The following is a 13365-nucleotide window of genomic DNA, read 5'->3' as shown; positions in this document are numbered from 1 at the left end:
TAGGAGAGGTGTAACTTAAACCTTTAAAAAAAGTAAGCATATTAAGTGCTACACCAAAAAAAGCAGCGGCAATTATTCTAGGAAAATCAGCTTTCTCGATTTTTTCTGTTTTAATAAACAAAGAAATCATCCAAAAAATTATAGTTGTGCCACCGACACGAAGTAAAATAAAACCAAAAGCATCTATATATTTTGGCATAACGTCTTTAGCGATTGTAAAGGTTAAACCATAAATTATTGAAACTATTGTGGCGCCAATAAGTGCGAGATTTCTTTTAGACACTTGTCATGGCTTTTGTCAATTTCAAAATGTTGGGCTGTGTGTTTCCAATGTAAATTTCATTATTAAGGATGACAACAGGACGGCTCAAAAAGGTGTAATGTTCTAAAAGATATTTTTTAAAATCATCTTCGGTTAGATTTTTGTTTTTTAAATCCATCAATTTATATAGTTGCGCTTTCTTACTAAAAAGAGCTTCGTAGCTTCCCGAAAGTTGGTACATTTCTGCTAAATCTCCTTCCGAAATAGGATTCTGACGAATATCAATATACGTTAATTTATCCGCATTAGGTAAGGCTTTTATGATTTTTCGACAAGTGTCGCAAGAAGCGAGGTAATATATTTTGTTCATTATTTGAGTCTTTATCAATTTCATTTGCAAAAATACGGTTTTCATCAAAATAGATTCAATTTAAATGCAATCGAAGTACAGATATTAATTTTTCTAAGTATTTTTGAATAAATTTTATTAGAAATGAGTGTTTTTACAAAAGAAATTTCCATTCGTTGGTCGGATTTAGACCCGAATTTTCATATGCGTCATAGCGTATTCTATGATTTTGGTGCCCAACACCGTATTGAAATTCTGGAGCAACAGGGTGTAACTATGAAAATTATGCAGCAGCAGCATTTTGGACCAATAATCTTTCGTGAAGAATGTGTTTTTCGAAAAGAAATTCGTTTTGGCGATACAATTTTAATCAGTACCAAAGTTGGAAAGTTAAAAGAAGACGCTTCTCGATGGACCATTATTCACGAGTTAAAAAATGATGAAGGAGCAATTTGTGCAACTCTAACCATTGATGGCGCTTGGATGGACACACATTTGAGAAAATTAGCCCAACCAACACCGCTAATTGTTCAGCAAGTCATGAATTCATTTCCAAAAACAGAGGATTTTATAATTTTATAAATAAGACATATGCAAACCACTTTTGAAATTAACAAAACAAGCAGAAACCTATTATTGCAATTTCTCGAAAATCATTCATTAGAAAATTTAAATAAAATCCCTGAAGGTTTTAGCAATAACCTAATCTGGAATATTGGTCATATTGTTGTTGTACAACAAATGTTAGTGTATAAATTGTCAGGTTTACCCATGATGATTTCGGACGAAATGGTCGAAAAATATAAAAAAGGAACGAAACCAGAACATAACATCTCTCAGGAAGAAGTAAATGAAATTAAAAAATTGCTTTTTTCTACTTTAGAGCAAGCGAAAGAAGATTTTGCAAATGATGTTTTCGACAATTATATGGAATTTACTACAGGCGTTGGATTTACGGTAAAAAGTGCAAAATCTGCTATGGAATTCAACAATTACCACGAAGCCTTGCATACAGGAATCATGATGCAGATTAAGAAATTTATTTAGGAGCTATTTCCTGCTGTCCGTTGTAATCTTTTCTTTTTTAAAGGAAAAAAGAAAAGGATTTCCACTTCCATCAGGGCTAAAAAATCGTTAAACTTCATGATTTTCCTAAGAATAAAAAGTAAATTTGCCATTCAAAAATAAATCAAAATGAAATTCAATACAAAAGTTATACACGGTGGTCAGCACCACGATCCAAGTACAGGAGCAGTTATGCCACCCGTTTATCAAACATCAACCTTTGTGCAAACTAGTCCAGGGCAACCATTAAATCCTGATTACGAATATTCTCGTGCTGCAAATCCAACACGATCTGCGCTAGAAAATGCATTAGCAAGTATCGAAAACGGAACACGTGGATTGGCTTTTTCTTCAGGCTTAGCCGCTACCGATTGTGTTTTGCGTTCGTTTAAAGCCGGTGACGAAATCATTGCTATGGATGATTTATATGGTGGAACTTACAGGATGTTTACTCGTATTTATGCAAATTCAGGAATCAAATTTCATTTTGTAGATATGAATGATTTGGCAAAATTCGAATCATTAATCAACGAAAATACCAAATTAGTTTGGGTAGAAACCCCAACGAATCCATTAATGAAAATTGCTGATATTGCCGAAATAGCAAAAATCACAAAAAAACATAAAATTCTTTTCGCAGTCGATAATACTTTTGCAACACCTTATTTGCAAAAGCCTTTAGATTTAGGAGCAGATATCGTGATGCATTCAGCAACAAAATATTTAGGAGGACATTCTGATGTGATTGCGGGAGCGCTAATCGTAAAAGATGAAGAACTTGGAAGTCAATTGCATTTTCAGCAATTTGCAACAGGTGCAACATTAGGACCAATGGATAGTTTTTTGGTGCTCAGAGGAATCAAAACATTATCTCTTCGTGTGCAACGTCATTGTGAAAACGGAACAAAAATTGCTGAATTTTTGTTGAACCATCCAAAAGTAGAACGTGTTTATTATCCAGGATTGCCTTCGCATCCGTATCATGATATTGCAAAAAAGCAAATGATTGGCGGTTTTGGTGGTATGGTTACTTTTACATTCAAATCAGGTAAAAAAGAAGATGCTATTTCGTTTTTAGAAAAAGTAAAAGTGTTTACATTGGCAGAATCTCTAGGTGGTGTAGAATCTTTGGCAAATCATCCAGCCTTAATGACACATGCTTCAATTCCAGAAGATAAAAGAAAAGAGGTTGGAATCACTGACGATTTAGTAAGACTAAGTGTTGGGGTAGAAGATGCGGAAGATTTAATAGAAGATTTAAAACAAGCATTGTTGTAAAAACAATCTATTATAATTATAAAATGCCGAGATTTTCAAATCTCGGCATTTTTTTGCATAAAAAAACCCTTTCGTTTAGAAAGGGTAGATTTTAATTAATTCCTTTGGACTAACGATTCCTTAGACCATTTTTTTACTTCAGCGATTCTGTTATTAGAGTAATCAACTTCGTTTAATGTATTTTGATTCCAAAAAAACCATTTACCAGTTTTTACGCCTTCATTATATTCGCCTTGAGCTAGTTTTTCTCCAACATCTGTAAATGAAACCCACTTCCCTTGAACTTTTCCATCTTTGTAAAAACCTATTTGTTTTATTTGTCCGTTATCATGATAATAAGTGACCTTAACTAGATTTCCTTCAATTTCATATTTTGGTTCAATAGGCTGAGCAAAAATAACTCCTGATAACATTAAAATAGTTAATATTATATACTTTTTCATAGCTTTGGGTTTTTAAAGTTAAACAATCATATATCAAATATATAAAATTATTTACAATAAAAACACTTTAACTTAACAATTTAATAACATAAGCTAAAAACTTAACATTGGGATTTATTTTTTGTTTTTTTGATATTTTGTTTTTATTAATATATAACAAAACAAAGCGGTTGCAAGAATCTCTTGCAACCGCTATTTTATTATCAATATAAGGTGTCTCTATTTTTGCAAACTTGCAAAAATATTTACTGAATTAAGTTTACACCGTTTACTGTTGACCAAGCTCCACTAACTAATGAACTACAACCTGTTGCTGATGCATTTGTTGACCAATTAGCAACTGGGAAAGTTACAGATATAGGAGATCTTCCGATTGGAGTTAAAATAGTAGTATTAGTAACCTTAACATTTGTAACTTTAATTTTAGATCCGTTTACTTGATTTGTATTTGTAGTAGCATCTTCAATTCTAACAACAGCACCATCGTAAGTAACAGGTGGTGTTGCAGTAGTAGTTAAGCCTGTGTAACCATCTATTATGATGTTATCAAAAAAACCATTTCCTTCTTTTTTAAATTGGAAAGCATCAACTTGGTTGTCATCAACTTCAGAACGACATCCAGCAGCTCTTTTTAAAGTAATGTTTGAAACAACAGGATAGTATGAATTGTTTTGACTTGAAGATTCTATTTCCATTCCGAAGTTTCCTTTTCCAGTTTGGTATGCATACCAGTTTGAATTGTTTTGACCTTGCCATCCATCTTGCCAGTCAAATGCATCATCATAGTTTCCGTAAGAAATTAAATTAGTAGCACTAACTGTTCCTCCAAAAAACTCATAACCATCATCAGCACCTTTGTATGATACTAAGTGATCTAAAGTTGTTCCAGATCCACAAGAATAAAACGTAAATCCATTATTTTCTTTAACACCTGAAGCCAATTGTGATCCAGCATACTCTACACGAGCATAATGTAATGATCCTCCATTGTGAGCAGGATTTGTTCCACCATATACAATGTTATTACCATCTTCAGAAGTTGATGTAGTAGCAGCACCAGCAGCATTTATTGGCGCATCACCGTAAATGATAATTCCACCCCATTTTCCAGGGATTTTAGATGCTTCTGTAAATACAACAGGACTAGAAGCAGTACCGTTTATAATTAATTTACCTCCGTTTAGAACTACTAAGGCATTGTCTGTCGAAACAGTTTTATCGCAAGTAATTGTTGATCCAGCATCAAATGTTACGGTCACACCAGAGTTTATTTTTACAATTCCAACTAAAGAATAGTTTCCGTATGCATAAGTAGTATTTGTTGTAATTGTACCTGTAATTGTACCTGAAGCAGGAGTAACAATTGGTGTTACTGTTTCGTCATCGCTACTTGTACAACCTGTAAAGATTGAAGCTATTATGCTTAAGCTAAAAATTAATTTTTTCATTGTGTTGTAGATTTTAATTGTTTCGACAAAAATACTTCGACATACTTTTATAAAAGTTATCTAAATATTATATGATGGTTATGTAAAATCAATTAAAACATTAATACAATGTTAAGTTCATGTATCGGTTTGTAAATAAAAAAAGCACTGAAATTTCAGTGCTTTTATATTAATATGTCTGTAGCTTTTTTTAGAAGGTATAACCTAAATTTAAACCAAAACCAACCCCTTTTTTGTAGCTATCATTAATTAAAGAGGTTTCATTTATTTTAATAATTCCTTCATTACCAAATTCCCTTTTTCTAGAAGTATTTAATAAGTTAGTTGCTGAGAATTTAACATCAAAATGTTCAGATAATTTACTTCCCCAAACAAAGTCTAGCTGCTGGTATGGCAATTCGTAAGTATTATCATGTTTGTTAGTTCCTACAGCATAAATTCTTTTTGAGAAAACAGAATAAACTAATGAGATTGTATTACTCCAGTTTTTATCAAAATTAAATTGATATTTTAAATCTGAATTTAAAATCCATTTTGAGGCACCTTGCAAATCTCTTGTTTTGTGAGTTTCAATAGATGGAATGTTATAAGTTATAAGTCCATTCTCATCTTGCGAATTATATGTAGGACTAACTTTAACTTTAGTTGACATTAATGAAGCATTAAAACCAAGAGAAAAATCAGATAAATTTTTATTTACTCTTTCTAAGTCTAATATAAATTCAGCTTCAGCTCCATAAAGATTTGCGGAATCAGAATTTAAAAAAGTGGTTATTGTAGATGTTGTTGCATTTGTAACATAACTTCTTTCGATAGGGTTTTTTATGTATTTTGTAAATATTCCAAAAGCAAATAGCTCTTTAGCTGTTGGGAAAATTTCAAATTTCAAATCGGCATTATAATTATCACTGTTTTTTAATAATGTATTTCCTTGTATAGAAGTACCATCAGCATTCAAGTAGGTTAATGGGAAAGATTCCATTACAACAGGTTTTGTATAGGTTTTGCTTGCAGCAAATCGAATATTCGCTTTTTCGGAAACACCATATTTTATGTTAAGAGATGGCAAATAATATAAGTTGTCATAATTTCTTTTTTTGAATGGCGCAGTTTGAATCCCCAAGCCTCTAAATTTTGTTTGACGATTATTAAGCTCTACTCTCAAACCTCCGTTTATTTCCCATTTACTTCCAAATTTTAGTAATAGATTACCATAACCAGCATTAGTAAATTCGATAAGTTTTACTTTATAATTAGCATTTGAATTTTCAACAAAAGAAAAGTTGTTTGCGTTTAAATCATTATTAATTTGTATATCAATATCGTTTAAGTTGGTTGTAAAACCACCAATACTAGATTGTGATGCTATAAAACGGTACGAACTTTCCATTTCAGACATATTGCCGTTATAGCCTATGCTTAGTTTGTTCTGCTTTTCTTTTTTTCCAAATTTTAAGCTATATTCTCCTAGGCCAGAAACAAATTTATTCCCATCTATTGTTAAATATTGTCGTAAGAAATTAGTTCCTCCATAAGTAGTAGTAATGTTTCCTGCAACTTCAGTTCCTTGAAAAGCTTTTCTGTCGGGCTGCGAGAATTTTGTATTTGCAACTGATACTCCTCCTTTAAAAATTTGATTTTTGCTTTTACTTAAAGCATATTCTCCAAGTAATTGAGCATTTAAATAATCAGTTTTTGTAAGTTGATTGGTTCTAATAAGATGATTTGGATCATCAGTATTTGCATTAGCAACTCCAAATTGGTCTTTTATAGAATTTTCATTTGTTTTAATGTAAAAAGTATTTAAGCTTAGTTTTAATCTATTGGTATTAAAATTTAAACCTATTAATGAAGTTATAGTATTTTTATACAAATACTCGGTGCTAATAAAGTTATTAGAAAATCTGTATCCTGATGTTTGATCATCTACAGTTCTTTCTATACCTGATTTTATAGCATATTTATTGTCAAAATTTAACGAAAGTAAATAAGAGAATTTCTTGTCATTTTTTAAATCAAATTTTTCTGAATGTAGGAAACTTATACTTGTGTTTAATGGGCTTTTTGTTTCAGTAGCATTAAAACCACTTTTGAAATATTTTTTTGAATCTTCGGTAGTAAAGGTATAACTATGAGGAACACTTCCTAAAATACTTGGCAATTCTCTATCTTTTCCGTTAAACCCAAAAAAACCTTTTGTGTTATCGGCATCTTCTGAGATTAAAAAATCATTTAAATTATTGTGAGTTGTAAAATTTGTGCCAATATTTAATTTTGTTATACTTTTCGTTCCTTTTGAAGTTTGAATATTAAAAGTTCCTCCCGCAAAATCTCCATAAATATTAGGGTTAAAAGTTTTATAAACATCAATAATACTTACTATGTCTGTTGGAAACAAATCTAATGGAATAATTTTTGTAAATGGATTGTTAGTTGGAGCAGCTAAATCATTAATTAATAAATTATTGTAGCGATCTTCTAGTCCACGAACAAACAATCCTCTAGATTCTACTTTACTAATTCCAGTAATTTTTGTTAACCCAGCTTCAACATCGCTTATTCCTTTTCTTGACATTTCTTGTGCACCAATACTTTGCTTAATTTCAACTGCTTTCTTTTGATCTAACAATAATGCAGTTTCTTTTTCACGACTAACTGTAGCTTTTACAACAACATCTTCTATTGTTACACTTCCTGAACCAAGAGTTTCATTTATAATTACTTTTTCGTTCGGTTGTATTGTAAATGTTTTGGTTATAGATTCATAACCTAAAAAGCTAAAAACCATAGTGTAACTTCCTTGCGGAATTTCTATAGCATATTTACCAGCAATATCTGATGTAGCACTATAAGAAGTTCCTTTTATAGTGATATTTGCAAATGGTAAAGGTTCTCCTTTAAGGTCTTTATCAGATAAAATTCCCATAACAGTACCGTTTTGAGAGAATGATAATAAAGTAAAAAACAAGAATAAAATAGATAATTTAAATTTCATTAGTAGTTGTGTTTAAATTTCTGCAAAGGAAATGTTTGTATGTAAAGATGTTGTGATGCAATTATTATGAATTTGTTTTATATATGTTAATTAAATGTTACTATATTAAATTTATGTAATCTTGATTTTTTTAGTTTAAAATATATTTACATTTACATCATAAAAAAGCTAATTTTCAATATGAAAAAGAAAGAAATAAGAATTTTACTTGTCGATGATGAACCAGATGTTTTAGAAATTGTAGGTTATAATTTATCGCAAGAAGGATATCAAATTTTTACTGCGGAAAACGGAAAAGAAGCAGTCCAGAAAGCAAAAAAGCATAATCCACACCTTATAATTATGGATGTCATGATGCCAGAAATGGATGGTATGGAAGCTTGTGAAATTATTAGAAAAGTACCTGAATTAGACAATGTAATTATTACGTTCCTTACTGCAAGGAATGAAGATTATTCTCAGGTTGCGGGATTTGATGCTGGTGCCGACGATTACATTGCCAAGCCCATAAAACCGAAATTATTGGTTAGTAAAGTAAAAGCCTTGTTACGAAGATTAAAAGATGATGAAAGTCCAAAAAACGAAACACTAACTATAGGTGACATCGAGATAAACCGTGAAGAATATAAAGTAATAAAGGACGGTCTCGAAATTATTTTACCTCGCAAAGAATTTGAACTATTTTATTTACTTGCTTCAAAACCTGGAAAAGTTTTTAAGAGAGAAGAAATACTCGATAAAGTTTGGGGTTCTGAAGTTGTCGTTGGTGGGAGAACTATCGATGTTCATATAAGAAAACTGAGAGAAAAAATTGGCGACGAATATTTTAAAACTACTAAAGGAATAGGATATAAATTCGAATTATAAATGAATTTTAATTTTAGAAAAACATATAAATTTGCTGTAATATCAGCATTTTATATTACCCTTTTTGCAACAGGATTTGTTTTTATACTAGATTACTTTTTCATAAAACTGGAAACTAGTAATCTAATTTTAGTTGCTTTGGTTTTTAGTTTAGCAATTTTTAGTTTTGCTCTTTTTTTAATGCAATATCGTACAGAAAAGTTTATTTATCAAAGGGTAAAAAAGCTATATGAAGAAATCTCATTTTTAGACACGAATTCAATTTTAAACAAGCCAATAAATAGCGATTTGTCTCAAATTACTACTCAAGTACAACAATTCGCAACAGATAAAAAACGAGAAATAGAAACGTTAAATGATCGTGAAGAATTTAGACGAGAGTTTTTGGGGAATGTTTCCCACGAACTAAAAACACCACTGTTTACAGTTCAAGGCTATATCTCGACTTTATTAGATGGCGCGATGAAAGATAAGGTAATTCGTAAAAAATATTTAGAACGTGCCGAAAAAGGAGTAGAGCGGCTCATATATATTGTTGAAGATTTAGATACAATTGCAAAATTAGAAATATCTGAAGGAAGAATTGAGATGAGTAATTTTGATATAGTAAGTCTAATTCAAGGTGTGTTTGATTTGCTTGAAATGAAAGCGAATAAAAAAGAAATCATGCTTTCTTTCGATTCTAAATATCATAAAGCTATCATGGTTTTGGGTAATTATGAAAAAATACAACAAGTAGTTACAAACCTTGTTGAAAATTCTATAAAATACGGAAAAACAGGAGGCTCGACAGAAATAAGTATCGAAGAGGTTATTAATAACAAAATTTTAATAAACATAAAAGATAATGGAGAAGGTATAGAAAAACAAAATATCCCTAGACTTTTCGAACGTTTTTATAGAGTAGATAAAAGTGGTGCTCGTTCTGAAGGTGGCTCTGGACTTGGATTGGCAATAGTAAAACACATTATCGAAGCCCACAACGAAAGAATATTTGTAGAAAGTAAATTCGGTTTTGGTTCCGAGTTTTCATTTACACTTCAAAAGACACATAACTAAAAATAAACCCTTTATTTACAAGGGCTAAACCTTCATAACATTAGATTTATATATACTTAATGTTTAATTAACAATTCCTTAACATTACTACTTCATCTTTGCAGCACAAAACAGCACAACTAAAAGATGAAAAAACTAGTATTACTATTATTAATCGCTTCTCCTTCTCTGATTAATGCTCAGGAAGTAGTAAATGACACTATTAAAAAAGAGATTTCTATCGACTCTCTTAAACAAAGTTTAGACGAACATACTATGAAATTTGGCGATATCGACGAAAGATTAGCTACAATAGAAAGTGATTTGGCAAAATTAACTAAAATTAAATTATCGGGTTATATTCAAGCGCAATACGATATGTATGATTTTCAAGATGATAAAGGACCAGTTTCAGGATCATCAGCGCAAGCACCAGTTACAAATTCGTTTTATATTCGTAGAGCTAGAATGAAGTTTGTTTATGAAACACTAGAAGGTGTGAAATTTGTATTGCAACCTGATTTTGCTGTAGATAAAGTTTCTTTGAAAGATGCTTACGTGGTTTTAAATGACCGATGGTTTATGCAAACTTATTCATTAACAGTTGGACAATTTAACAGGATTAATTATGATGTAGAGTTTACATCAAACACTCGAGAATTTCTAGAAAGAACTAGAATGACAACTACACTTTATCCAAATGAACGCGATTTGGGAGCAAAGTTAGAAGCTAATTTTATGACGAAATACGAATTTCCTCTAAAATTGCAATTGGCAATTTTTAATGGTAACTTTGGTGAAGGAGCTATTGCAAATCAAGTTAGAGATGTAGATAGTAATAAAGATGTAATGGCTCGCGCAACTTACTCTTTTCAATTTCCAAGCAAAGGTTTGGGTATAGATATTGGAGCACATGGTTATTTTGGCTCGACCAAAGTTTTACCACAACCAGTAACAAATCCAGTAACGCCACCATCTATTTTTTTAGATGTAAACAATAATCCTTTTACGCCAGCAGTTGGTGCGACACTTAAAAAAGATTGGTTTGGAGCAGAAGCTCAAGTTTATTATGATTTTCTGGGAGGAACTTCTCTAAAGGGAGAATATATTTCAGGAACAATTTCAGGTTCGACTAATCCATTTGAAGATTATGCCGGATTTCATGCAAATAAGGTAAGAAAATTTGATGGTTTTTATATTTCATTTACTAAAAATGTAGGTAAATATCTTCAAGCAGCAATTAGATATGATAGTTTCGACCCGAACTCTAAACTTTCAGGAAATAATGTAACTAGAGCTGATGACTTAAAATACAAAACTTGGACATTTGCTTGGCAATATTTTTATGATGAAAATGTCAAAATTGTGTTAGGGTATACAATGCCATTAAATGAGAAAAGCGATTTGGTTGCTGGAGATTATGCAACTATAAATAAAGACAAAAAAGACAATATTTTTTCAATCAGATTACAAGCAAGATTTTAATAATTTAAAATAAAATTATATGAAAACATCAAACATTAAATTAGCAGCAATTTTATTAGTCGTAATGACAATTGGATTTTCATTTACAACAGTAAATAAAATCACAATAAAAGGTTCAGACACCATGGTGATTTTGGCTCAAAAATGGGCGGAAGTTTATATGTCAAAAAATCCAACAACCGCTATTCAAGTTACAGGAGGAGGATCTGGTGTTGGACTTTCCGCATTAATAAATGGGTCTACAGATATTGCCACTTCTTCTCGACCATTAAAACAATCAGAATTAGAGAAAATTAAAGGACGTTACGGAACTTTAGGAGTTGAAATCGCTTGCGCAAAAGACGGAATCACTATTTATTTAAATAAAGCAAATGGAGTTTCTGAATTAACTTTGAAACAATTGTCTGATATTTATTCAGGTAAAATAACCAATTGGAACCAAGTTGGAGGAGCAAATGCAAACATCAAATTGTACGGTCGTGAAAACAGTTCAGGGACTTATGTTTACTTTAAAGATAACGTAATTAAAAAAGATTATGCCTTAACTTGTCAAAGTTTGCCAGGAACAGCAGCGATTGTAAATGCTGTAAAAAAAGACAAAAATGGAATAGGTTATGGTGGAGCAGCTTTTGACAGCGGTGTGAAAGATTGTAAAGTTAAAAAAGACGCAAATAGCCCAGCTCTTGTAGCAACTGAAGAAACAATTAGAAATAAAACATATCCAATTACCAGATATTTGTATATGTATTTAGCAACACGTCCAACAGGTGAAACCAAAAAATTTATTGATTGGGTTTTAAGTGCTGAAGGGCAAAAAATCACATCGCAAGTTGGTTATTTTCCAGTAAAATAATTTTTTAAGATTTTCAAATAAACCCATAAAAGATTTCAAAATTTTTTGGGTTTATTTTTTTAATTATTTTTTGATTTTTCAATTCAAATAAATGAAAACCAATATTCCAAATAGTGATTTTTCTAAAGAGAATCTAAAAAAACAATTTAGACTTTCTGAGTTTTTAGCCGAAAAGATAATTTCGTCAGTTGCCTATATGTCAATTGCAATAATTGTATTAATTTTTATTTTCGTTTTCAAAGAAGCATTGCCAATATTTAATTTTGGAAAAGAAAGTAAAGCAAAAACTGAAATTTCCAATTCAGATAATTTAAAACCAGAAACCTACGGAACTGAAACTACCGAAGAATTAAAGCCTGAAGTTTATGGAGCAGAAACAACTGAGGAATTAAAACCTGAGGTTTATGGAGCAGAAACAACAAGCGAAACAACAGAATTAAAACCAGAAACTTACGGAGATGTTGTTGCTGATGAAGTACAACCTACCGAAGAAGTAAAAGAATCTGAAAATCAAGGAGCAGACAATACTTGGAGTTCTTTCTTAACAACGGAATGGGTTCCTGTTTCTGAAAATCCACGATTTGGTTTAATCGCATTACTTATAGGAACACTAAAAGTTACTATAATTGCCATGTTATTTGCTGGACCATTGGGAGTTTTAGCCGCGCTTTATACATCGACCTTTGCTTCAAAAAGAGCCAAAGAAATTATAAAACCAATTATCGAATTGTTAGCTGCATTTCCATCGGTAGTTATTGGTTTTTTTGCATTAATGGTTTTGGCTACATTTTTCCAAGATATTTTTGGTTATGAAACAAGGTTAAATGCTTTTGTTGGAGGTGTTGCTATGGCACTTGCCGCCATTCCAATTATTTACACAATATCCGAAGACGCACTTTCGGCAGTTCCTAAAACTTATACCGAAGCTAGCTTAGCTCTAGGCGCAAGTAAGTGGCAAACTGCATTTTTTGTAATCTTGCCAGCAGCTATTCCAGGGATTTTTGCAGCAATTTTATTAGGAATTGGTAGAGTTTTTGGAGAAACCATGATTGCTTTAATGGCAACAGGAAACGCAGCATTAAATTCTGCAAGTCCTTTTGAAAGTGTACGAACATTTGCAGCAACAATTGGATCAGAAATGGCAGAAACTGTTTTTGGAGACACTCATTACAGTGTGTTATTTTTTATAGGTTCACTATTGTTCATTTTCTCTTTTGGATTAAATGCATTGGCTGAATTTTATGTGAAAGGAAAATTAATTAAGAAAATTCAAGGTAAATAA

General features: G+C 31.3%; 13 protein-coding genes. 8 read left to right on the top strand and 5 right to left on the bottom strand.

Annotated features, from left to right (window positions below; translation table 11 throughout):
• Window positions 1-283: EamA family transporter (locus ACKVOV_RS14275; protein ID WP_409207425.1), on the bottom strand; the 283-nt coding region annotated here is incomplete at its 3' end.
• Window positions 276-632, bottom strand: coding sequence for an arsenate reductase family protein (locus ACKVOV_RS14270; RefSeq protein WP_409207424.1), 357 nt, complete (start codon window positions 630-632; stop codon window positions 276-278). The genes ACKVOV_RS14275 and ACKVOV_RS14270, both read right to left, overlap by 8 nt.
• A gap of 123 nt (window positions 633-755) precedes the next feature.
• Between ACKVOV_RS14270 and ACKVOV_RS14265 the strand changes: the two genes are divergently transcribed.
• From ACKVOV_RS14265 to ACKVOV_RS14255, 3 genes are all read left to right on the top strand, one after another.
• Window positions 756-1193 (top strand): acyl-CoA thioesterase, encoded by a 438-nt coding sequence (locus tag ACKVOV_RS14265; protein WP_409207423.1) that lies wholly within the window; start codon window positions 756-758, stop codon window positions 1191-1193.
• Between the two features lie 9 nt (window positions 1194-1202).
• A complete protein-coding gene (locus tag ACKVOV_RS14260) occupies window positions 1203-1658 on the top strand; it encodes a DinB family protein (RefSeq protein ID WP_409207422.1) in 456 nt (151 codons plus the stop codon).
• Window positions 1659-1805: 147 nt separating this feature from the next.
• Window positions 1806-2954: a cystathionine gamma-synthase gene (locus tag ACKVOV_RS14255; protein ID WP_409207421.1), complete on the top strand. Its 1149-nt coding sequence runs from the start codon at window positions 1806-1808 to the stop codon at window positions 2952-2954.
• A gap of 95 nt (window positions 2955-3049) precedes the next feature.
• Here the strand turns inward: ACKVOV_RS14255 and ACKVOV_RS14250 are convergent, their stop codons facing one another.
• The 3 genes from ACKVOV_RS14250 to ACKVOV_RS14240 all read right to left on the bottom strand — a co-directional run bounded on the left by ACKVOV_RS14250 (window position 3050) and on the right by ACKVOV_RS14240 (window position 7840).
• Window positions 3050-3397, bottom strand: a complete 348-nt coding sequence (locus tag ACKVOV_RS14250) for a toxin-antitoxin system YwqK family antitoxin (protein WP_409207420.1) — start codon at window positions 3395-3397, stop codon at window positions 3050-3052.
• Window positions 3398-3642: 245 nt separating this feature from the next.
• Window positions 3643-4845 (bottom strand): hypothetical protein, encoded by a 1203-nt coding sequence (locus tag ACKVOV_RS14245; RefSeq protein WP_409207419.1) that lies wholly within the window; start codon window positions 4843-4845, stop codon window positions 3643-3645.
• A gap of 190 nt (window positions 4846-5035) precedes the next feature.
• Complete coding sequence (locus tag ACKVOV_RS14240) at window positions 5036-7840, bottom strand: carboxypeptidase-like regulatory domain-containing protein (RefSeq protein ID WP_409207418.1); 2805 nt, start codon at window positions 7838-7840, stop codon at window positions 5036-5038.
• A 180-nt stretch (window positions 7841-8020) separates the two neighbouring features.
• Here ACKVOV_RS14240 and ACKVOV_RS14235 point away from each other — a divergent pair, with 180 nt between their 5' ends.
• The 5 genes from ACKVOV_RS14235 to pstC all read left to right on the top strand — a co-directional run bounded on the left by ACKVOV_RS14235 (window position 8021) and on the right by pstC (window position 13365).
• On the top strand, window positions 8021-8707 hold the full coding sequence (locus ACKVOV_RS14235) for a response regulator transcription factor (protein ID WP_409207417.1): 687 nt from the start codon (window positions 8021-8023) through the stop codon (window positions 8705-8707).
• The gene (locus tag ACKVOV_RS14230; protein ID WP_409207416.1) at window positions 8708-9766 is read left to right on the top strand and encodes a sensor histidine kinase; all 1059 of its coding nucleotides are present in this window, start codon (window positions 8708-8710) and stop codon (window positions 9764-9766) included.
• A gap of 126 nt (window positions 9767-9892) precedes the next feature.
• Window positions 9893-11230, top strand: coding sequence for a porin (locus tag ACKVOV_RS14225; protein ID WP_409207415.1), 1338 nt, complete (start codon window positions 9893-9895; stop codon window positions 11228-11230).
• Window positions 11231-11249: 19 nt separating this feature from the next.
• A complete protein-coding gene (locus tag ACKVOV_RS14220; protein ID WP_409207414.1) occupies window positions 11250-12083 on the top strand; it encodes a phosphate ABC transporter substrate-binding protein in 834 nt (277 codons plus the stop codon).
• Between the two features lie 91 nt (window positions 12084-12174).
• Window positions 12175-13365 carry a phosphate ABC transporter permease subunit PstC gene (gene pstC / locus ACKVOV_RS14215; RefSeq protein WP_409207413.1) on the top strand — a complete coding sequence of 397 codons (1191 nt, stop codon included), beginning with the start codon at window positions 12175-12177 and terminating at the stop codon, window positions 13363-13365.

This window comes from Flavobacterium sp., from assembly GCF_046153165.1.
In the GTDB taxonomy this organism is placed as follows: Bacteria; Bacteroidota; Bacteroidia; order Flavobacteriales; family Flavobacteriaceae; genus Flavobacterium.
Note: the sequence above shows the minus strand (reverse complement) of the source record. Positions and strands in the feature narration are given on the sequence as shown.

Coding starts and splice junctions, on each gene's coding strand:
- ACKVOV_RS14270 (WP_409207424.1), bottom strand. CDS start 632: ATGAACAAAATATATTACCTCGCTTCTTGCGACACTTGTCGAAAAATC.
- ACKVOV_RS14265 (WP_409207423.1), top strand. CDS start 756: ATGAGTGTTTTTACAAAAGAAATTTCCATTCGTTGGTCGGATTTAGAC.
- ACKVOV_RS14260 (WP_409207422.1), top strand. CDS start 1,203: ATGCAAACCACTTTTGAAATTAACAAAACAAGCAGAAACCTATTATTG.
- ACKVOV_RS14255 (WP_409207421.1), top strand. CDS start 1,806: ATGAAATTCAATACAAAAGTTATACACGGTGGTCAGCACCACGATCCA.
- ACKVOV_RS14250 (WP_409207420.1), bottom strand. CDS start 3,397: ATGAAAAAGTATATAATATTAACTATTTTAATGTTATCAGGAGTTATT.
- ACKVOV_RS14245 (WP_409207419.1), bottom strand. CDS start 4,845: ATGAAAAAATTAATTTTTAGCTTAAGCATAATAGCTTCAATCTTTACA.
- ACKVOV_RS14240 (WP_409207418.1), bottom strand. CDS start 7,840: ATGAAATTTAAATTATCTATTTTATTCTTGTTTTTTACTTTATTATCA.
- ACKVOV_RS14235 (WP_409207417.1), top strand. CDS start 8,021: ATGAAAAAGAAAGAAATAAGAATTTTACTTGTCGATGATGAACCAGAT.
- ACKVOV_RS14230 (WP_409207416.1), top strand. CDS start 8,708: ATGAATTTTAATTTTAGAAAAACATATAAATTTGCTGTAATATCAGCA.
- ACKVOV_RS14225 (WP_409207415.1), top strand. CDS start 9,893: ATGAAAAAACTAGTATTACTATTATTAATCGCTTCTCCTTCTCTGATT.
- ACKVOV_RS14220 (WP_409207414.1), top strand. CDS start 11,250: ATGAAAACATCAAACATTAAATTAGCAGCAATTTTATTAGTCGTAATG.
- pstC (WP_409207413.1), top strand. CDS start 12,175: ATGAAAACCAATATTCCAAATAGTGATTTTTCTAAAGAGAATCTAAAA.